Raw genomic sequence first — 18,415 nt, forward strand, 5'->3', positions numbered from 1 at the left:
CCCGGCCTTACGGAAACGCTTCGGCGATTTTCGGCCGGAACGGGGTGTCGCTGTAATCTCTTTATTTAATGAGACATTTTCGTCGCATCTAGCAAAGAAAATTCCCGTGGATTCATTAACTCACAGGGAAATTGAATAAAGGCAAAACCTACTCCGGCCACAACCACGCCGCGCCGCGCACGCCGCTCGAATCCCCGTGCACCGCTTTGCGGATCGGGGTTTCACATTCGCCGCCGAACACCCACTGCTTCACCAGATTCGGCACGGTGGCGTACAGGCGATCCACGTTGCTCATGCCGCCGCCGAGCACGATCGCGTCGGGATCCAGAATATTAATGACGTGCGCCAGCGACTTCGCCAGACGCATTTCGTAGCGGCTCAGCGCCAGCTCCGCGACGGGGTTTTGCGCCTCCACCAGACGCATAATCTCGTTACCTTTGAGCGGGTTTCCGCTGAGGCGATGGTAGTCGGTGGCAAAGCCGGTGCCGGAAATAAAGGTTTCGATGCAGCCCTGTTTACCGCAGTAGCACGGCACCTCCACGCGGTATTTCAGCTCGTCTTCGTCCATCCACGGCAGGGGATTGTGCCCCCACTCGCCCGCCGTGCCGTTACCGCCAATGTGCGCACGACCGTTAAAAGCCACGCCCGCGCCGCAGCCCGTGCCGATAATCACCGCAAACACCGTCTGCGCCCCGGCCGCGGCGCCGTCGATGGCCTCGGATACCGCCAGGCAGTTCGCGTCGTTCGCCAGCCGCACTTCACGGTTCAGGCGCGCGCTTAAATCTTTATCGAAAGGCTGTCCGTTGAGCCAGGTGGAGTTCGCGTTTTTAACCACGCCGGTAAAAGGCGAAATCGAGCCGGGGATCCCCATCCCCACGGTGCCGGTCTGCCCGGTGGCCTGCTCTGCCAGGTCGACAAGCCGGGCAATGGTTTCGATGGTCTGATGATAATCATCACGGGGGGTCGGCAGACGGTGGCGGAACAGCTGCTCACCCTGCTCGCTCAGTGCGATCACTTCTGTTTTGGTACCGCCCAAATCAATCCCAATACGCACAAGACGCTCCTCATTATTTTGATTATCAACAGAGTAGAAGCCGGTTACCCGATTAGCAATGCAAGCGATGCGACAATTCGCTATCATGCCCGCTGATTTAACGACAAGGCCGTGGAAATTATCATGCTGTGGTTCAAAAATTTGATGGTTTACCGTCTTAGCCGCGACGTTTCGCTGCGCGTGGAAGAGATGGAAAAACAGTTAGCCGCTTATACCTTCACCCCTTGCGGTAGCCAGGATATGGCGAAAACCGGTTGGGTTCCTCCGATGGGTTCACAAAGCGATGCGCTGACCCACGCCAGCAGCACGGGTCAAATCATCGTTTGTGCGCGTAAAGAAGAGAAGATCCTGCCCTCGCCGGTGGTGAAGCAGGCGCTCGAAGCGAAGATCTTCAAGCTGGAGGCCGAACAGGGCCGCAAGCTGAAAAAAACCGAAAAAGATTCCCTGAAGGACGAAGTGCTGCACTCGCTGCTGCCGCGCGCCTTTAGCCGTTTTAGCCAGACCATGATGTGGATCGACACCGTCAACGGACTGATCATGGTGGACTGCGCCAGCGCGAAAAAAGCCGAAGATACGCTGGCCCTGCTGCGTAAAAGCCTGGGCTCGCTGCCGGTGGTTCCGCTGGCGATGGAAAACCCTATCGAGCTGACCCTGACCGAGTGGGTGCGCAGCGGCTCTGCGCCACAGGGCTTCCAGCTGCTTGATGAAGCCGAGCTGAAGGCGATCCTCGAAGACGGCGGCGTGATCCGCGCGAAGAAACAGGATCTGGTTTGCGACGAAATCGCTGTTCACATTGAAGCCGGCAAGCTGGTTACCAAGCTGGCGCTCGACTGGCAGCAGCGCATTCAGTTCGTGATGTGCGACGACGGCTCCGTGAAGCGCCTGAAGTTCTGCGACGAACTGCGCGATCAGAACGAAGATATTGACCGGGAAGATTACGCCCAGCGCTTTGACGCGGACTTTATCCTGATGACGGGTGAGCTGGCGGCGTTAATTCAGAGCCTGGTAGAAGGTCTTGGCGGGGAAGCGCAAAGATAAACCGTTAACCCTCTCCCCACGCGGGAGAGGGTCAGAAATGCGTTATTTCAGATAGCGACACAGGTAGGACGTCGGCTCAGCAACCTGCAAATGGAACTCGCTGTGGGCCGGGACGTTGAAAACTTGCCCTGCCGCGAAAACTTTCCACTCCGTTTCACCCGGCAGTAAGACGTTCAGCGCGCCGCTGACAACCGTCATCTCTTCGGCTTCCGCCGTGCCAAAGGTGTATTCCCCTTCAGCCATCACGCCAACGCTGGCGCGGCCAGTGCTGCTGCTGGTAAACCCAATGGATTTCACTTTACCGGAAAAGTATTCGTTACTTTGAAGCATGAACTGGCCCTTATATTTATTAGAGAAAAATCCACTATAGGGGCCATGCTCATGACCTGTCACGCAAAATCATTACACCAGTAGCTCGGACGCCAGACGCGCCATCAGCACGTTGGATAGCAGAACCGGAACGTCCAGGGCTTTTTGCAGCAGGTCCCGATGGCGCTGATGAAAACCAAGGCAATCCAGCATTAGCACGTCTGCCCCTTTATCCAGCAACGCCTGCCCGGAGGCGATCAGCTTCTCATCGCTATCCGAGATGGGGTGCGCCAGCGCGTAGAGCGGCGTTTTTTCAAGCGCGCTCCACTTCACCGCCTGGTTTTCCAGCAGCTCTTCTATGGGAACAATCACGCCCACCTGATGACCATCAACAATCGAGGCCACCAGCGGCGGGATAATCCGCATCGGTTCCAGCAAAATGGAATTACGTGCCGAAAGCCCCTTAATCGGCGCCGTACTCATCAGCAAAATGACGTCATAGCCTTGATTATCGAGCACTTCAATTACGCTCTGTAATGCACGCTCGATTTTCTGACGTGACACATGCGCCAGTTTACCGTCACTTAATAACGTCGGCAGAGGATCGTCCCCTTCCTCAACAGCGTAGTCTTCCATGACCTCTTCCCGACTCATCTTTCCTAACAGACTAAGATGCGTGATTTGTTGTTCAGAGATGTGCTCCGTTAAGAGCGGTAATACTTCGCTTACAGGCACCACACCAATGGTGAGGATCGCCAACGTCGCCTTCATGTTAATCGCCTTCCCTTACTCCCACAGCCGCCACACAGGAACAGATTCAGTTCGCTGTACTGTTCATATTTTCTACAAAACAGCACCAAGCGTAGCAGCAGATCTCCATCGCATTTTGTAAAGATCCACTGCCCATTCTGAATCTGCCTGTAATAACTTAATATTAACTCCTGCTTAACATTTTCGATGTGTGAAAAGTGTGATTAGGGCACGATTACCTGCGCTTTAGGATTTTTATCAGGACTTATCGGGATCTTCGTAGCGCCGTTTGGCATCCAGCGCTTCCTGCTCGGTTTCGTGTTCGCTGATCAGGGAGTCAGGCTTGGGGTGGTCGGCGCGAAGTTGATACCAGGTTACGGTCTTATCGCCATTACCTTTTTCGACGGTAACAATACGGGCTTCACGCGGATAGGGAGGTCTGGTTGGCATAGCTCATCCTTTTTTAATGTCTGAGCTATGAGTATAGACGCCGCTTAGCTGGCGCAAGCCAAACGCAGGGCGGTAATAATCTGAATCACAACCTCTTCTGGCGACGCTGCGGCATCCACCACGTGATGGGCGGCTTCACGGTACAACGCATCGCGCTCCGCCAGCACCTCGCTGACCTCTTCGCTGATGGGCTTGCCGGTGAGCGTCGGGCGCTGTCCCTCTTCCGGGAACGCCTCAAGGCGGCCGACGAGGGTCGAGACCGGGGCGCAGAGATAGATCACAATCCCTTTTTCGCGCATAAACTGACGGTTGTACTCCGCCAGAATAATCCCGCCGCCCGTGGCGATAACCGTTGACGGCGCCGTGACGGCTTCAAGCGTGGCGGTTTCACGCGCGCGAAAACTTTCCCAGCCCTCTTGTTCGACGATCTCGGCGATAGACTGCCCGGCCTGAGCCTGCAGCCACTGGTCGGTATCGACAAACTCGCTTTGACACACGCGGGACAGCTCAAGGCCAACGGTGGATTTTCCACAGCCGCGGGGGCCAACTAAAAAGATGGGTTGGGTCATAACCAGGTGTTCCCCTTGACGCCGGATAGCGTAAGACTGTAAAGAAATGGTTGCAGCAGATGTTGCGTTAACTTTACTGCAAAGCGGCAGGGGATGACAACCCTGCCGTGGGCACACTGTACCACAAATTGACAATGGTTATCATTTGGCGCTGCGGCGCTTCACTTCCAGCAGCCATTTATCCAGCTCGGCGGCAAACTGCTGGCGATCACGCTGGGACAGGCTATCCGGCCCGCCGGTCTGTACGCCGCTGGCGCGCATCGTATCCATAAAATCGCGCATGGTGAGCTTTTCCCGGATGGTTGCCGGGGAATAGCGCTCCCCGCGCGGATTGAGCGCAGCCGCGCCTTTCTCCAGCACTTCGGCGGCCAGCGGGATATCGGCGGTGATGACCAAATCCTCCGCGCTGCACAGGCGCACAATCTCGTTATCCGCCACGTCGAACCCGGCGGGCACGCGCAGCGAGCGGATGAACCTGGAGGGCGGTACGCGGATATTCTGGTTCGCCACCAGCGTTAACGGCATCTGCACGCGATCGGCGGCGCGGAACAGGATCTCTTTGATAACATTCGGACACGCGTCCGCATCAACCCAAATCGCCATATTGTCTCCCCTTAATGACATTGCCGACTATTGTCCCTCGCTTTTCATTGTTAAGCTATAAAGCAACGCTATCGATCATAAACAACAACGGATAAGAACGGAGAGGCATGATGGAGAAGAAAATCGGTTTTATCGGCTGTGGCAACATGGGAAAAGCCATTCTTGGCGGGCTGATCGCCAGCGGTCAGGTGCTGCCGGGCCAGATTTGGGTTTATACCCCATCGCCGGATAAAGTCGCTGCCCTGCGTGATGAGTACGGTATTAATGCCGCTGAAAGCGCCCAGGAAGTGGCGCAGGTCGCGGATATCGTCTTCGGTGCCGTGAAGCCTAACATCATGATCAAGGTGCTGAGTGAAATCACCTCCAGCCTGAATAAAGACACCCTGGTGGTGTCCATTGCCGCAGGCGTGACGCTGGATCAGCTGGCGCGCGCCCTGGGCCATGACCGCAAAATTGTGCGCGCCATGCCTAACACCCCGTCGCTGGTGAACGCCGGGATGACCTCCGTGACCCCTAACGCGCTGGTGACCTCAGAAGATATCGCCGACGTGCTGAATATTTTCCGCTGCTTTGGCGAAGCCGAAGTGATTGCCGAATCGATGATCCACCCGGTGGTGGGCGTCAGCGGCTCTGCACCGGCCTACGTCTTTATGTTCATCGAAGCGATGGCCGATGCCGCGGTTCTCGGCGGAATGCCGCGCGCGCAGGCCTATAAGTTTGCGGCGCAGGCGGTGATGGGCTCTGCCAAAATGGTGCTCGAAACCGGGAAACATCCGGGCGAGCTGAAAGATATGGTCTGCTCCCCTGGCGGCACCACCATTGAAGCCGTGCGCGTGCTTGAAGAGCGCGGGTTCCGCGCGGCGGTCATCGAAGCGATGGCGAAGTGCATGGAAAAATCAGAGAAACTCAGCAAGTCATAACGCCCTCAGCCGGGCGTCAGGCCGCCACTTCCGTGCGGCCGCGTCCGGCATTTTTCGCTTTATACAGCGCCACGTCCGCCGCTTTCAGCCATTCCCGATAGTGCCCAAACTGCGTCCCCCACGGCGCAACGCCGACGCTAATGCGCAGCCGCTCATTGGGCGCGCCGGGCAGCGACATGTTTTCCAGCCGCTCATGCACCCGGGACATCGCCGCGATGGCGCTCTCCGCCGGGGTACCGGACATGATCACCGCGAACTCGTCCCCGCCAAAGCGCCCGATATGGTCGCCGGCGCGCAGGGTCATCTGGATCTGACGGGTAATGGCGATTATCGCCTCGTCGCCCACGTCGTGCCCCCAGGTGTCGTTGATACTCTTAAAGTGGTCGATATCGATCAGCAAAATGGTGGCGACGCGGTGGCTGCGGCGGCAGTGGTCAAACTCGTTTCGCAGCAGGGTTTCCCAGTGGCGGCGGTTGTAGACGCCGGTCATGCCGTCACGGGTACTCATCAGCTCCAGCCGCCGCTTGTGCTCAAGCAGCCGCATCGCCGTGCGGTGGCTGAGCCAGGCGAAAAGCATCGGGTAAAGCACCAGAATGGGGAGCGTCAGCCACCCTTCGAGCGCGTCGGGGGCAAACGTCACGACCCTGCCCGTCAGCGCCAGCGTCATCAGCGCCGACGCAAAGGTCATAACGACCCCCGCTAAAAACAGGCGGCAGCCGCCGGCCCCCATCATGTTCATCCCGACCATCATCACCAGCGCCGCGGTGGGCAGCACGTTGATCCCCATCAGGCCAATCCAGACGCCGGCAATCACGGCATCGATTTTCAGGTGCTGAATTTCACTCTGGTGCGGTGCGGGCGAGCGGCAGGAAAGCTGCCAGGCAAGGTGCGGCCAGACAAACGCCCAGCCAACCAGCGCCAGCCACCAGCCGCCGCTGTGGAAATGGGTGACCAGCATCCCGGCAATCGGAAAAAACAGCGCCCCCAGCCCGACGACGCGCGCCAGTCTTACCCGCCGGGCAAACTGGATGCCGGAACGGTGGGCGTCATCCTGAGAAAGGTTCTGGTGCCACTCTTCCCGAATGCGTTGGTTAGTGTAAAAATCGTCATCATTCATCATTTTTGGGAATATTCTGAAACATTTTCCCAAATTATAGAGAGGGGGTATTCGGCGGGAGTATGAAATTTCGGGTGAGCCGTGGCGGGAACTCACCCGTTAGAACTACGCCTGTTTTTTGAGGCAGCCGCTCATGAATTTTTTACGATCGTCGCCCTTGAGCGATTGTTCTGTCGCCTGGGCATTACACTCGCGCATTCGCTGCTGCTGCGGGGTCAGACTTTTTTCATCCGGCTTAGCGGCGCCGTTTTTCAGGCAGTCGCTCATGTAGGTCTTACGCGCGTCGCCCTTCAGCGTTTGTGCCGTTGCCTGCTGGTTGCAGGTCGTCATGCGCTGCTGCTGCGGCGTGAGGGGTTTATCTGCCGCGTTCGCTGAGGCCATCAGAAACGCGCCGGAAAGCAGGGTAAGCAGTATTGTTGTTTTCATTGCACCATCCTTTTGTGAACATTCACGTTAAGTCTGGTTCGCGGTGGGAAAAATACCACCCGGCAGAGGCGATTTCTGCCGGATGTGTATGTTATTTCAGACCCAGCGCCGCTTTCATGGTGTAGAACAGATCCGTCTGGTCGGTCAGCCCTACCACGTTGGCCGCATGGGGGCCGTAGGCGGCAATGCGCAGCTGCGTTCCGGTATGCTCCATAGACTCCTCTTCGGAGTTGCCATAGCTCATCACCATCACCGCGCCGTCCTTAGTGTTCAGCGCCTGGGTCAGCCCCGGCGCTTTGGTGTCCGGCGGGATAATCTGGCTGGCGTGCGCGTGGTCGGCGGTCACCACCACCAGGGTGTTACCGTCCTTCTTCGCGAACTCGAGCGCCTTCTGCACCGCTTCGTCGAGATCGACCGTTTCGCCAATCTGGCCGCACGGGTTCGCGGCGTGATCCTGCTTATCGATAGACGCCCCCTCTACCTGCAGGAAGAAGCCTTTTTCGCTTTTGCTCAGCAGGGAGATGGCTTTATCCGTCATCGCGGCGAGCGTCGGTACGCTGTCGTCACGCTTGGGGTTTGGCGTACAGGTGACTGCCGGCTTGTCGATGTTGCCGTGGTAAGAAGCCTTCGGGCCCTCCCAGCGTACCGGCATGTTGCCCTCAGAGAACAGGCCCAGCAGCGGTTTATCCTGATTCGCTTCGGTGATGGCCGTAAGCGACGCCGCATCGCTCACGAGCTGATAGCCGCGCGCCTGCGCCTGTTCGCGCAGGGATTTGCCCTGCCACTCACCGGCGGTGGCGGTTTCAGCGAAGGTTTTCGCCCCGCCGCCCAGCGTCACGTCCGGGCGGGCGTTCAGCAGCTGTTCGGTAATTGAGCCTTTGCCGCCCTTCTCCAGCGCGTTGGTCGGGCATTTTTCGCTGGTGACCGACGGGCCATAGCATTTACGCGAGGTTACGTGCGACACCAGCGCCGCAGGCGTGGCATCCTGGAGTTCAGCCGTCGATACGTTGCCGGTTGCCAGCCCCGCCGCTTTAGCCATCTCCAGAATGGTTTGACGATCTTTTTCATGAATATCGACGCCCAGCGCGCCGTTATAGGTTTTCACGCCCGTTGACCATGCGGTCGCGGACGCCGCGGAGTCCGTAACGTAATCCGGCTTGCCGGTTTTTTTATTCAGGGCGTAGTGGGTATATTGTCCGGTCAGGGGTAATGCATCGATCCCCTTAAAATAGCCGCCCGCGCCTTCGGCATAATTTCGCGCAGCGGTAATTTCGGAATCGCCCATACCGTCGCCAATCAGCAGAATAATATTTTTAGCCGGCTTGTCATTCAGCGAAGCGCGAATGGCGGCGGTTTGATCGTCTGACAGTCGGCGCGCGCCACCGGGCTGGGTGATATCGCCCTTCGCGGCGCGATTATCCAGTACGGCAGTGCTGGTGGTTTCAGCGTGAATAACCGGGGTAAAAATCAGGGGCATTAAAGCAAGGAAAAGTGCGCTCTGTTTCAATTTATTTTCTCCATGTACAAATACATAAAAAATAAAACAGAGCGACTATAGGCAACCCGCATGACATTTCTATGACACGCTGTCAGGTCCTGTGACAGTTTAGCTGCGAGGATGCCTTAATAGCTTCTTTACGTACTGGTTAAGCAACTCCGCGTCCTCCACGGGCACCTGAGAGTGAGGTCTGGCGCTGTCCAGCGCCCCTTCGATGCTATCAATTAACGCCTGCTGGTCGGTTTTCGCCATTTGTCGTAGCAGCGCGGTGACCACAATTTCCAGCGCTTCAACCTGGGCGACCAGCTCTTTGGACTCCTCTTCCTTTTGGGCAAGCTTGACCAGCAATTCCGCAATAAGATTCTTCATCGTGCTATTTCCTTATGCCATTTTTCCTGAACTTATCATTCCAAATCCATAATGCAAAGCAGCGTTGAGTATTATCTCATGTAAATATTATCTTTAAGCTCAAATATGTGATGCAGCTTATCAGCGAAACGTTTTTCTATTATTAAAACCCATTAGCGCACAATGAAAGTGCAAATAGCGGGTGAGCGCATTTTGTTATATAAAAATGCGCTCACCATAAGAATATATAATGCATCCGTCGGGCGTTAACGCGCCGATTTCGCGGCGGCTAATTGCTGGCGGCGGCGTAATGCAAACGCCAGCTGAATAATATTAATCAGGATCACCACCGCCGTCGCGGCAAATACCCAGCGGAACCCCGCCATGGCCGAAACGGATGCGCCGATGAGCGGCCCGGCGACGTTGCCTAAATACATAAACGACTGGTTATAGCCAAAGATTCGCCCGGTGACCTGGTCGCTGGAATATTTCACCAGCAGGGTTTGCACCGCGGGCAGCATGGCACCGTCGGCAAACCCCAGCAGGAAACGCAGCACCCCAAGCTGGAGCGGCGATGTGACAAACGACATGGCGAAAAAGAGCACCACGGCGATAATCAGCGTCGCCATCAGGATGCGCGCCGTGCCGATTCGGTCGCCCAGTTTTCCCAGACGCGGCGCGGAGATCAGCGCCGATACGCCGGGCACGGCGGCAATCATGCCGCTGAGAAACGCAATGTTGTTGCTGTCCGGCTCCATCGATTTGATAAACAGCGCCAGGATCGGGCCAACGGAGCCGTTGCAGAGCTGGATCACCATGGTGGTGACAAACAGGCTAATCATCAGTCCCGGATAGGGCAGCGTGGCAAATACCGCCTTCCCGCTCAGGCGCTCTGACTTGCTCACCACCGGTCGACCGCCCTCTTTAATCAGAAACAGCGTGACCAGGAAGCTGACGACCAGCAGCGACGCGGTAATGAAGAAGACCGCGCGCAGGCCGACGTGGTCAGCGAGGAAGCCCCCCATCAGCGGGCCGCCGATCACGCCGCTGATCTGCGCCGTGGAAAGGGTGCTGAGCGCCCAGCCGCTTCGCTCGCGCGGCACCTGGGAGGCCACCAGCGCCATGGCGTTTGGAATGTAGCCGGAGGTGAGCCCCATCAGCGCGCGGAGCAAAAACAGCTGCCAGACGTTGGTGGCAAACGCCTGGAGAAGGATCGCCACCGCCATGCCCAGCGAGGCGCGCAGCAGCATCAGCTTGCGCCCTTTTCTGTCCGCCAGGCTGCCCCACATGGGCGACACGATGGCCGATACCAGAAACGTCACGCTGAAGGTGAGCCCCGACCACATCGAGAGCGCTTCATGGGACGACACGCCGAGCTGCGCAACGTACAGCGGCAGGAAGGGTAAAATCTGGCTAATGGCAAGTCCGGTAAAAAAACAGCCAAACCAGACCGATATGAGGTTAACTTTCCAGGATTCCATAGCGGGCGCAATCTTCATTTTTAGGCGAATTCGTCCACAGATTAGCAAGTTACGTGCATTCACGTAGCGCCAGAGATGCGGGCCTCAGTGACTTTGGTGTTTTATCTTCCCAGTCATCATATTTGTGAAACATGTCACATATTATCCAATTCATAGCGGCAGATTATGCTTTAACGACACAGCCCGAAGCCCCGCATTCCAAGGTGAAAATGGTTCGCGTGGGCGGCGTTGTACGCCGGACCCAGACCGTTGCCATAGTATTCGCAGCTCGCCGCCAGCAGCGCCTGAAGCCAGGGCTGCGTGTTGTCCGACTGCCAGCCGCGCAGCACGGTCACGCGCTGTCCGTTGGCCAGCCTGAACCCGCTGATATCTAACGCCTCTGCGGTGGCGTGTTCGCTGCGCCGGGCGTCCGGGCGGTGGTAAATGTTGCGGCAGGCGAAGCTGCCCAGATGATCAATGCGCGTCAGCTCGCTGCCCATGAAGCTTTTGGTCAGCGGGCGCGCCTGCTGGCTGACGAACAGCGCCGAGCTGAGCGCCAGGGGACAGCTGGCTAAAAAGCTGCCGCTGAGGCTGACCGGGCCGAAGTCGCGCACCCGCACCACGTTAGTGAGCGGACACTCCCCGGCGGAGTCTGCCACGGCCTGGGTGCGGATAAGCCGCTTTTGATTAGCCTGGGCGAGCAGGTTTTCACACGCCTCAGGGGTAAGGCGCCGAAGTTTAAACTGGGTGATTTTGCCGGGCGGATCGTCAAGAGAGAGCGGCGTAAAAGGGTTGTAGTAAGACGGCAGCCAGCGATACCCCGCCGCTGCGGCTGTCACCATAATGAAAATAATCAGCAGGCTTTTTCCTTTCACTCTCCCCCCTCGTAACCCTCTAAAACATTATGGCAGAAGGCCGCGAAACCCGCCGGGCATCGTGGTATGTTATAGGCTTTTCGTCAGACTGGAAGAGAGTGAAATGGCTAAGCAGCGGGTGGGTATTGTCTTTGGGGGAAAATCAGCAGAGCACGAGGTATCGTTGCAGTCGGCAAAAAATATTGTCGATGCGATCGATAAAACCCGTTTCGAGGTCGTGCTGCTGGGCATTGATAAACAGGGGCAGTGGCACGTTAACGACGCCAGCCAGTACCTGTTAAATGCGAACGATCCGGCTCATATCGCGCTTAACCCCTCTGAAATCAGCGTTGCTACCGTACCCGGCGTGCTTCAGGGGCAATTCATCGACGCGGGCAACGCGCAGGCGCTGGCGCAAATCGACGTGGTGTTTCCGATTGTTCACGGCACCCTGGGCGAAGATGGCTCCCTCCAGGGGATGCTGCGCATGGCTAACCTGCCGTTTGTCGGCTCCGACGTGCTGGGCTCCGCCGCCTGCATGGATAAAGACGTCACCAAGCGCCTGCTGCGCGATGCCGGGCTGAACATTGCCCCGTTCGTCACCCTCACCCGCGCCAACCGCGACAAGCACAGCTTTGACAGCATCAGCGCCCAACTCGGCCTGCCGCTGTTCGTGAAGCCTGCCAATCAGGGCTCCTCCGTAGGCGTGAGCAAGGTGAACAGCGAAGCGCAGTACGCAGAGGCCGTGCGTCTGGCGTTCGAATTCGACCATAAGGTGGTGGTTGAGCAGGGCATTAAAGGGCGCGAAATTGAGTGCGCGGTGCTGGGCAACGATTTCCCACAGGCAAGCACCTGCGGCGAAGTGGTGCTGAACAGCGACTTCTACTCTTACGATACGAAATACATCGATGATAAAGGCGCGCAGGTGGTTGTTCCTGCGGATCTCTCCCCGGCCATCAACGATAAGATCCGCGGGATCGCCATTGAGGCCTATCAGGCGCTCGGCTGCGGCGGGATGGCGCGCGTGGACGTGTTCTTAACCCCGGAAAATGAGGTGGTGATCAACGAGATCAACACCCTGCCGGGCTTTACCAACATCAGCATGTATCCAAAACTGTGGCAGGCCAGCGGCATTGGCTATACCGATTTGATCACCCGCCTGATCGAACTGGCGCTGGAGCGTCACGCCGCCGACAGCGCCCTCAAAAGCTCCGTTAACGGCTAATCGGCTTTCTCAGCCGCGTTGCTCTCGTCCGCCGTCGCGTCCTCAGGCCGACGGCGGATGATAAATCCCGCCAGCCAGAAGCTTATCACCCAGGTCACCAGCCCCACCGCGTAGGTTTGCCAGCCTTTCGCTTCAAACCCGAGCAGCCCCACAACCCCGTTAAGAATAAAGATAAGCCCGATAGCAAAGGCGTAGTAATGCCAGTCACGGCGTAGTTTAGAAGTGAGCTTCATGGGGACCCCGGCAGAAAAAAAGCTATCCTCTCACAGTTTCTACATCAGGTCTGTGGCGGATGCGGAAATTCTCAAATGTGTCGCAATTTCACTTAAGTCATAAAACTGTGATGTGATGCAGAAATCGACAATCCAGGAGGAATCCGCAGGGTAAATTACCACGATTCTGATATTGACAAATGCTATGACCTGTCACACTCACCCTGTACGAAACGTATATGAACAGAGTGAATTTCGGGAGGTCTTTATGGCTGATTTTACATTGTCGAGGCCGATATTTGGCGGCAAACAACCAAAAACCTCCACGGCGGGTAACATAGCCTACGCCCTGTTTGTGCTGTTCTGCTTCTGGGCTGGCTCACAGCTGCTGAACATGCTGGTTCATGCACCAGGCGTTTATGAACACCTGATGCAGGTTCAGGATACCGGCCGGCCGCGCGTTGAGATTGGCTTTGGCGTCAGCACCGTGTTCGGACTCATTCCTTTCCTGGCGGGCTGCATGATTCTCGGCGTCGTGGCGCTGGTTCTGCGCTGGCGTCGCCATCACCGCTAAAGCGCCATACAGCGAGCCCGACGCTCATCCACGCGTTTTGCAAACCAGGCGGTTGTCAGATTACGCGTGATCTTCGGGCTCTCCAGCTGGATCCCCGGCAGTATCGCCCTCGGTAAGCTTTTCCCGCTCTTCTGCTCCGCAAGCTTAAACACCTGCTGATACAGATCCGTCTTCTCAAACGCGAGGCTGTCGCCTTTCTCCAGCTGGCGGCGGATCTCGCTGTTGCTCATCCCAAGCTTTGTGGAAAGCTTGCGCACCGCCAGCTCGGTAGTGCCCGCGCTGCTGCTGCCGTAGGCGATAAGATCGCCGTCCAGCGCCAGCTTCACGCCGCTTGCCCGGCTCACCGCGCTCTGGAACGCCGCGTTGCGGCTGGCGTACCAGCCTGCGTTAAAGTCGGCGAAGCGGTACAGCGGCTCGCTGTAGTTCGCCGGGTAGTTCAGCAGATGGTAGGTGCCAAACCACAGCCCGCCGCGCAGGGAGAAGACCTCCTGGCGCACCGTGCCGTCGATGTTCCACGGGTAGCCGTCGGTGTGTTTTTCCGCAAAGGCGATGCTGACCTGCATCGGCCCGCCGGTGTGTACTGGATTGAGCGAGCCAAACAGCTTCTGCCCCATCGGCGCCATGCTGATGAAATCATCAAAAATGGCGCTCAGCTGCTTCTCGGTTTTCACCGTATCCAGGCGGTCGCTGTAGCTTTTGCCGTTCGGCGAGGAGATTTTAAGCGCGGTATGCACCAGGAAAACCGGAATGTGCATCGACTCCGCGCGGCGGTCGATCTCTTTCCACGCAATCTTGTTGAGGCCGGGCACCGCCGGGTCAGACTGGTACATCGACTCCTGCTGGGCCACCGCCAGCACCGAGCAGATATTCTCCTCGGTGGGGGCGATTTTCTGGCTTTCGAAGGTCTTTGCTAATGCCGATGCCCAGGCGTTTCTGTCCTTCACGCTGGAGGGCATTTTCTGCCGCACCACGCTTGCCACATCAACGGGCTTTTCCCCCTCCCTGAGCGGCGCGGCCCCTTTTTCGGCACAGCCCGCCAGCACCACGGCGGCAAGAATGGACAGCGGTAACGCTCGCGATACGGCAAATGGCATAGCAACTCCCTGTTTTAGCTAAAAGTATTGGTTACTTCCTGCAGGTCTTTATCGTCCAGCTCACGCTCAAAGCTGCGTAAACGTTTATAGATAGACATCAGCTCCACCAGCGTTGTCCAGGAGCTGATCAGGTACTGGAACGAGCCGCGCACCTGACCAAAGACGTTGGTGATCTGCGTCATCAGGCCGAGCGTTATCGTACCCGCAACAATCGACGGGAACAGCAGGAACAGGCCGAAAACGTTGTCTACCTGCAAATAAAGGATGCGGGCGATGTTGAAGTACATGTAGTGGAAATAGAGGCGGAAATAGTTACGGCGCACCGCGCCGAACAGCTCGCGCACGGTCGGCGGCGAGGCGCGGTTGGCGTCGTCTTCGCCGTACACCAGCTCTTTACGGTAGGCGGCCTCCACGCGCTGGTTTTTAAATTCCAGACCCGGCAGCTTGATCCCCACCACCGCCAGCAGGCCGGTGCCCATCAGCGACCAGACGATTGCCGCGATCACCAGACCGTACGGCAGATGGCCAACGATCGGCAGATCCGGCACGTGCGCGGAGAGCGTCACCAGCACCGGGAGGAAGGCGATCAGCGTCATGATGGCGTTGATAAAGCTCACGCCCATATCCTCCAGGGTGGAGGCAAAGCGCATGGTGTCTTCCTGCACACGCTGGGCGGCGCCTTCGATATGGCGCAGATGCTGCCAGTGCGCCATGTAGTGTTCGTTCATCGCGGTACGCCAGCGGAAGACGTAGTGGCTGACGAAGAAGTTGTTCATCACCCCGATGATCACCGCAATCAGGGCGATGCCGAGGAAAATCCCCACCTCGTGATAGAACTGCTCTATCGTCACCTTGTGCGGCGAGCTAAGCGCGGTCTGGATCAGATCGTAGAACGGCGCGTACCAGGCGTTAACCGCCACGCCCACTTCCACCAGAAACCAGGTCACAAAGATGATGAGCGCCGTGCCGAGAATCGACCAGTACTGCCAGCGGTGCGGCGCGTAGTTGAACCAGAACAGAGCAAACAGGCCAACGCAGGCCGCATAGTAGGCGTAAAACAGCAGATAGCTGCGCGACCAGAAGCGCGCGGCGCTAATGGGCACATCGCCCGTTGCACCCGCAATGCGCGTCAGCCACGCGCCGCCGCCGGCCTGCCAGAAAATGACGGCGATCAGTGCCCAAATAAACGCCGACAGGAAAAATGGCCCCGGCTTTGGGAAAAAAGACTTAAACATAATGCTTCCTTCTTGTTGTTATGGCTGTTGCTGTGTACAACACATCACCACGCAAAATCATGCCACGCGCAGGCAGAGCGCCGCGTGGCAAAAATGTCAGACCTGACGGTTTATTATTAGTTCGCTTTCCAGCTTTCGAGAATTGTTTCGGTGGGTTTCACCGCGGGCGGATTCTTCGGGGCGATAAAGTTGCGCCAGACGTCGTTATAGTGCGCGATCAGGGTTTGCGCTTCCGCCGCGGGACGGTTGGCAGTGGTGTGGGCATCTTCCGCCACCACGATCCGGTAGCCCCGGCTGACGCCATTTTTGAAGGTGGCATCGACGCAGTAGTCGGTCGCGCAGCCGCAGAGGATAAACTCGCGGATATCCTGCTGGCCAAGCAGCGCCGCAAGCTCCGTGTCGTAGAACGCATCGCAGGCGGTTTTGGTGACGTAGAACGCCCCGGCTGGCTGCTCAAGTTCCGGGAGCAACGCAAAGCCCTCGCTTCCCACCTCAAGCCCGCCCGCTTCGGTATGCTGGATGAAGATCGTCACCTCTGCCGCCCGCGTAAGCCGGTTGATCAGCGAAACGCATTTCTCACGCTGATGACGGGGCGTGTCGAACACGCCGTTTTGCATATCGACCACCATAACCACACGCTTTTCTGACATACCCTTCCCCGCAACCTTGAGTGAAACAGGCCCCTATCATAAGCCCGATGTCACAAAATGGGAGACGGAACGCAGCGAAATTGTTCTTATTTACCCACGGTTACGTTTTTCTCGCTATGGTTATGCAATTCGGCCCATTGCGCCGTACCGATTAGTAGTATAAATACGCATTACTTCCTTCATTTACTTTATGGATGCTTTTCGTTGAAACGTTGTCTGTTATCTTTCGCCGCGCTGTGTGCGGTGAGCCTGTCCACCGCTCAGGCAGCCCAACCGCTGACAGCCCCTGCTTTAGCCTCTGATATTGCCGACCGTTACGCTAACCTGATCTATTACGGCAGCGGCGCAACCGGCATGGCGCTGGTGGTGATCGACGGCAATCAGCGCGTGTTTCGCAGCTTTGGCGAAACGCGTCCAGGCAATAACGTTCACCCGCAGCTCGACTCCGTTATCCGCATCGCTTCTCTGACCAAGCTAATGACCAGCGAAATGCTGGTGAAGCTGCTCGATCAGGGCGTGGTGAAACTCGACGATCCGCTCAGTAAATATGCCCCTCCGGGCGCGCGCGTCCCGACCTACCAGGGCGCGCCGATTACGCTGGTGAATCTGGCGACCCACACCAGCGCCCTGCCGCGTGAACAGCCCGGCGGCGCACCGCACCGCGCGGTATTCGTCTGGCCGACCCGGGAGCAGCGCTGGAACTACCTGACCAACGCCACGCTGAAAACCGCGCCGGGCTCGCAGGCCGCCTACTCTAACCTGGCCTTCGATCTGCTGGCCGACGCGTTATCCAACGCCGCGGGCAAGCCGTATCCGCAGATGTTCGAAGAGCAAATTACCCGCCCGCTGGGCATGAAAGACACCACCTTTACCCCGTCGCCGGATCAGTGCAAGCGCCTGATGGTGGCGGAAAAAGGGGCGAGTCCGTGCAATAACACCCTGGCGGCCATCGGCAGCGGCGGCGTGTACTCCACGCCGGGGGATATGATGCGCTGGATGCAGCAGTTCCTGTCGTCGGATTTCTACGCGCGCAGCAGCCAGGCCGACCGGATGCAGACGCTGATTTACCAGCGCAGCCAGCTGCACCGCGTGATTGGCATGGACGTGCCGGGCAAAGCCGATGCGCTCGGCCTGGGATGGGTGTACATGGCGCCGAAGGACGGCCATCCGGGGATTATTCAGAAAACCGGCGGCGGCGGCGGGTTCATCACCTACATGGCGATGATCCCGCAGTCGAACGTGGGCGCATTCGTGGTGGTAACCCGCTCCCCGAACACGCGCTTCGTCAACATGAGCGACGGCGTGAACAATCTGGTGGCCGAGCTGAGCGCCAACAAAGCGCAGGTGCTGACGGCCTCCAATTAGCCTTAATATTCCGCGGGCAAACGGTTGATGCTGACCAGTTTGCCCCGGCTCATATTGATGTAGTTTCCCTGGCGTAACGCCGCCAGCACCTCCGCCACGACCGAGCGCGAAATCCGCGTGCGGCGCTGAATGTAGTTCATTACCCCCACGCGAGAGCGCAGCGTTTCGTCCCAGGCGGCCATATCCAGCAGCGTGGAGCGGATCTGGCTGTAGGAGTTGTTTCCCACCAGCTGCCTGTCGCGCACTTCCATCATCCGGTGATTCCAGGAGAGCCAGCAGAAGGCGTCGCGCCAGAGGTGAGCCTGCTGAATGTGGCTGCGGGTGTCGTCAGCAGGGAGATAAAAGCCGGTGCAGGGCGTCTGCGTAATCAGGGTGTATTGCGAGCCGCTGCCCGCCATGCCCGCGTTCAGCCCCAGAATAAAGGGCGCGCTGACAATCTCAACCAGCAGATCGTCCTGCTGTCGGTTAATGGAGAGCGTTCCGCTTTGCAGGAACAGCGTGTAGTGATCTTCATCGTAGCAATCACCAAACAGCGTTTGATGTCCGCCGAGATGAAAAGAAGTACCGTAAGGCGCCAGATATTTTTCCAGCCGGGTGAATTCGGAAATTGGTTTTGCGTAATGGTTCATTCCAACCTCAAGTCATCTTTCCTGATGGCTCTTTT

At 57.7% G+C, this 18,415-nt stretch carries 22 protein-coding genes; 5 read left to right on the plus strand and 17 right to left on the minus strand.

Features of this window, described 5'->3' with window-relative positions:
- Window positions 1-148: 148 nt before the first annotated feature.
- Window positions 149-1,054 carry a fructokinase gene (gene mak, locus AB6V08_RS19830; protein WP_368544524.1) on the minus strand — a complete coding sequence of 302 codons (906 nt, stop codon included), beginning with the start codon at window positions 1,052-1,054 and terminating at the stop codon, window positions 149-151.
- A gap of 123 nt (window positions 1,055-1,177) precedes the next feature.
- Here mak and rdgC point away from each other — a divergent pair, with 123 nt between their 5' ends.
- Window positions 1,178-2,092, plus strand: a complete 915-nt coding sequence (gene rdgC, locus AB6V08_RS19835; protein WP_368544525.1) for a recombination-associated protein RdgC — start codon at window positions 1,178-1,180, stop codon at window positions 2,090-2,092.
- 42 nt (window positions 2,093-2,134) lie between these two features.
- Here rdgC and ppnP read toward each other — a convergent pair whose 3' ends face one another.
- From ppnP to AB6V08_RS19860, 5 genes are all read right to left on the minus strand, one after another.
- Window positions 2,135-2,422 carry a pyrimidine/purine nucleoside phosphorylase gene (ppnP, locus tag AB6V08_RS19840; RefSeq protein WP_234675122.1) on the minus strand — a complete coding sequence of 96 codons (288 nt, stop codon included), beginning with the start codon at window positions 2,420-2,422 and terminating at the stop codon, window positions 2,135-2,137.
- 72 nt (window positions 2,423-2,494) lie between these two features.
- Entirely contained in the window at window positions 2,495-3,172 is a 678-nt protein-coding gene (locus AB6V08_RS19845; RefSeq protein WP_368544526.1) for an AroM family protein, read from the minus strand.
- A gap of 237 nt (window positions 3,173-3,409) precedes the next feature.
- The gene (gene yaiA / locus AB6V08_RS19850) at window positions 3,410-3,601 is read right to left on the minus strand and encodes a protein YaiA (protein ID WP_368544527.1); all 192 of its coding nucleotides are present in this window, start codon (window positions 3,599-3,601) and stop codon (window positions 3,410-3,412) included.
- A 44-nt stretch (window positions 3,602-3,645) separates the two neighbouring features.
- Window positions 3,646-4,170, minus strand: a complete 525-nt coding sequence (aroL, locus tag AB6V08_RS19855; RefSeq protein WP_368544528.1) for a shikimate kinase AroL — start codon at window positions 4,168-4,170, stop codon at window positions 3,646-3,648.
- Between the two features lie 141 nt (window positions 4,171-4,311).
- Window positions 4,312-4,773 carry a YaiI/YqxD family protein gene (locus AB6V08_RS19860; protein WP_368544529.1) on the minus strand — a complete coding sequence of 154 codons (462 nt, stop codon included), beginning with the start codon at window positions 4,771-4,773 and terminating at the stop codon, window positions 4,312-4,314.
- 110 nt (window positions 4,774-4,883) lie between these two features.
- Here AB6V08_RS19860 and proC point away from each other — a divergent pair, with 110 nt between their 5' ends.
- Window positions 4,884-5,693 (plus strand): pyrroline-5-carboxylate reductase, encoded by an 810-nt coding sequence (gene proC / locus AB6V08_RS19865; RefSeq protein WP_368544595.1) that lies wholly within the window; start codon window positions 4,884-4,886, stop codon window positions 5,691-5,693.
- A gap of 16 nt (window positions 5,694-5,709) precedes the next feature.
- Here proC and adrA read toward each other — a convergent pair whose 3' ends face one another.
- The 6 genes from adrA to AB6V08_RS19895 all read right to left on the minus strand — a co-directional run bounded on the left by adrA (window position 5,710) and on the right by AB6V08_RS19895 (window position 11,417).
- Complete coding sequence (adrA, locus tag AB6V08_RS19870; RefSeq protein ID WP_368544530.1) at window positions 5,710-6,813, minus strand: diguanylate cyclase AdrA; 1,104 nt, start codon at window positions 6,811-6,813, stop codon at window positions 5,710-5,712.
- A gap of 102 nt (window positions 6,814-6,915) precedes the next feature.
- Window positions 6,916-7,236, minus strand: coding sequence for a phosphate starvation-inducible protein PsiF (psiF, locus tag AB6V08_RS19875; RefSeq protein WP_368544531.1), 321 nt, complete (start codon window positions 7,234-7,236; stop codon window positions 6,916-6,918).
- Window positions 7,237-7,327: 91 nt separating this feature from the next.
- Window positions 7,328-8,743, minus strand: coding sequence for an alkaline phosphatase (gene phoA, locus AB6V08_RS19880; protein ID WP_368544532.1), 1,416 nt, complete (start codon window positions 8,741-8,743; stop codon window positions 7,328-7,330).
- 99 nt (window positions 8,744-8,842) lie between these two features.
- Window positions 8,843-9,103: an anti-adapter protein IraP gene (gene iraP / locus AB6V08_RS19885; RefSeq protein ID WP_368544533.1), complete on the minus strand. Its 261-nt coding sequence runs from the start codon at window positions 9,101-9,103 to the stop codon at window positions 8,843-8,845.
- 245 nt (window positions 9,104-9,348) lie between these two features.
- Window positions 9,349-10,563: a multidrug efflux MFS transporter gene (locus AB6V08_RS19890; RefSeq protein WP_368544534.1), complete on the minus strand. Its 1,215-nt coding sequence runs from the start codon at window positions 10,561-10,563 to the stop codon at window positions 9,349-9,351.
- 170 nt (window positions 10,564-10,733) lie between these two features.
- Window positions 10,734-11,417, minus strand: a complete 684-nt coding sequence (locus AB6V08_RS19895; RefSeq protein ID WP_368544535.1) for an extensin family protein — start codon at window positions 11,415-11,417, stop codon at window positions 10,734-10,736.
- Window positions 11,418-11,520: 103 nt separating this feature from the next.
- Here AB6V08_RS19895 and ddlA point away from each other — a divergent pair, with 103 nt between their 5' ends.
- Window positions 11,521-12,621 (plus strand): D-alanine--D-alanine ligase, encoded by a 1,101-nt coding sequence (gene ddlA, locus AB6V08_RS19900; RefSeq protein WP_368544536.1) that lies wholly within the window; start codon window positions 11,521-11,523, stop codon window positions 12,619-12,621.
- On the opposite strand, the gene AB6V08_RS19905 is transcribed toward ddlA, so the two are convergent.
- Window positions 12,618-12,854: a DUF2754 domain-containing protein gene (locus AB6V08_RS19905; RefSeq protein WP_368544537.1), complete on the minus strand. Its 237-nt coding sequence runs from the start codon at window positions 12,852-12,854 to the stop codon at window positions 12,618-12,620. The genes ddlA and AB6V08_RS19905 overlap by 4 nt on opposite strands.
- A 247-nt stretch (window positions 12,855-13,101) precedes the next feature.
- On the opposite strand from AB6V08_RS19905, the gene AB6V08_RS19910 reads away from it, so the two are divergent.
- The gene (locus tag AB6V08_RS19910) at window positions 13,102-13,407 is read left to right on the plus strand and encodes a DUF2755 family protein (RefSeq protein WP_368544538.1); all 306 of its coding nucleotides are present in this window, start codon (window positions 13,102-13,104) and stop codon (window positions 13,405-13,407) included.
- Here the strand turns inward: AB6V08_RS19910 and AB6V08_RS19915 are convergent.
- The 3 genes from AB6V08_RS19915 to AB6V08_RS19925 all read right to left on the minus strand — a co-directional run bounded on the left by AB6V08_RS19915 (window position 13,404) and on the right by AB6V08_RS19925 (window position 16,386).
- Window positions 13,404-14,501, minus strand: coding sequence for a DUF1615 domain-containing protein (locus AB6V08_RS19915; RefSeq protein ID WP_368544539.1), 1,098 nt, complete (start codon window positions 14,499-14,501; stop codon window positions 13,404-13,406). The two genes, AB6V08_RS19910 and AB6V08_RS19915, sit on opposite strands and share 4 nt — an antisense overlap.
- Window positions 14,502-14,515: 14 nt before the next feature.
- Entirely contained in the window at window positions 14,516-15,736 is a 1,221-nt protein-coding gene (sbmA, locus tag AB6V08_RS19920) for a peptide antibiotic transporter SbmA (protein ID WP_368544540.1), read from the minus strand.
- A gap of 116 nt (window positions 15,737-15,852) precedes the next feature.
- Window positions 15,853-16,386, minus strand: a complete 534-nt coding sequence (locus AB6V08_RS19925; protein WP_368544541.1) for an isochorismatase family protein — start codon at window positions 16,384-16,386, stop codon at window positions 15,853-15,855.
- A 204-nt stretch (window positions 16,387-16,590) separates the two neighbouring features.
- On the opposite strand from AB6V08_RS19925, the gene ampH reads away from it, so the two are divergent.
- Window positions 16,591-17,751, plus strand: coding sequence for a D-alanyl-D-alanine-carboxypeptidase/endopeptidase AmpH (gene ampH / locus AB6V08_RS19930; RefSeq protein WP_368544542.1), 1,161 nt, complete (start codon window positions 16,591-16,593; stop codon window positions 17,749-17,751).
- Between the two features lie 2 nt (window positions 17,752-17,753).
- Here the strand turns inward: ampH and AB6V08_RS19935 are convergent, their stop codons facing one another.
- A complete protein-coding gene (locus AB6V08_RS19935; protein WP_368544543.1) occupies window positions 17,754-18,380 on the minus strand; it encodes a helix-turn-helix domain-containing protein in 627 nt (208 codons plus the stop codon).
- Window positions 18,381-18,415 lie beyond the last annotated feature (35 nt).

Origin of the sequence: Enterobacter soli, from assembly GCF_964208575.1 — a bacterium.
Lineage (GTDB): Bacteria > Pseudomonadota > Gammaproteobacteria > Enterobacterales > Enterobacteriaceae > Enterobacter > Enterobacter soli_A.

What these genes read in the sequence shown, in the direction of transcription:
- ppnP (WP_234675122.1), bottom strand. Translation starts at nt 2,422, where the DNA reads ATGCTTCAAAGTAACGAATACTTTTCCGGTAAAGTGAAATCCATTGGG.
- adrA (WP_368544530.1), bottom strand. Translation starts at nt 6,813, where the DNA reads ATGATGAATGATGACGATTTTTACACTAACCAACGCATTCGGGAAGAG.
- aroL (WP_368544528.1), bottom strand. Translation starts at nt 4,170, where the DNA reads ATGACCCAACCCATCTTTTTAGTTGGCCCCCGCGGCTGTGGAAAATCC.
- AB6V08_RS19910 (WP_368544538.1), top strand. Translation starts at nt 13,102, where the DNA reads ATGGCTGATTTTACATTGTCGAGGCCGATATTTGGCGGCAAACAACCA.
- sbmA (WP_368544540.1), bottom strand. Translation starts at nt 15,736, where the DNA reads ATGTTTAAGTCTTTTTTCCCAAAGCCGGGGCCATTTTTCCTGTCGGCG.
- ddlA (WP_368544536.1), top strand. Translation starts at nt 11,521, where the DNA reads ATGGCTAAGCAGCGGGTGGGTATTGTCTTTGGGGGAAAATCAGCAGAG.
- iraP (WP_368544533.1), bottom strand. Translation starts at nt 9,103, where the DNA reads ATGAAGAATCTTATTGCGGAATTGCTGGTCAAGCTTGCCCAAAAGGAA.
- AB6V08_RS19925 (WP_368544541.1), bottom strand. Translation starts at nt 16,386, where the DNA reads ATGTCAGAAAAGCGTGTGGTTATGGTGGTCGATATGCAAAACGGCGTG.
- yaiA (WP_368544527.1), bottom strand. Translation starts at nt 3,601, where the DNA reads ATGCCAACCAGACCTCCCTATCCGCGTGAAGCCCGTATTGTTACCGTC.
- AB6V08_RS19845 (WP_368544526.1), bottom strand. Translation starts at nt 3,172, where the DNA reads ATGAAGGCGACGTTGGCGATCCTCACCATTGGTGTGGTGCCTGTAAGC.
- AB6V08_RS19915 (WP_368544539.1), bottom strand. Translation starts at nt 14,501, where the DNA reads ATGCCATTTGCCGTATCGCGAGCGTTACCGCTGTCCATTCTTGCCGCC.
- AB6V08_RS19890 (WP_368544534.1), bottom strand. Translation starts at nt 10,563, where the DNA reads ATGGAATCCTGGAAAGTTAACCTCATATCGGTCTGGTTTGGCTGTTTT.
- rdgC (WP_368544525.1), top strand. Translation starts at nt 1,178, where the DNA reads ATGCTGTGGTTCAAAAATTTGATGGTTTACCGTCTTAGCCGCGACGTT.
- AB6V08_RS19935 (WP_368544543.1), bottom strand. Translation starts at nt 18,380, where the DNA reads ATGAACCATTACGCAAAACCAATTTCCGAATTCACCCGGCTGGAAAAA.
- psiF (WP_368544531.1), bottom strand. Translation starts at nt 7,236, where the DNA reads ATGAAAACAACAATACTGCTTACCCTGCTTTCCGGCGCGTTTCTGATG.
- proC (WP_368544595.1), top strand. Translation starts at nt 4,884, where the DNA reads ATGGAGAAGAAAATCGGTTTTATCGGCTGTGGCAACATGGGAAAAGCC.
- AB6V08_RS19860 (WP_368544529.1), bottom strand. Translation starts at nt 4,773, where the DNA reads ATGGCGATTTGGGTTGATGCGGACGCGTGTCCGAATGTTATCAAAGAG.
- AB6V08_RS19905 (WP_368544537.1), bottom strand. Translation starts at nt 12,854, where the DNA reads ATGAAGCTCACTTCTAAACTACGCCGTGACTGGCATTACTACGCCTTT.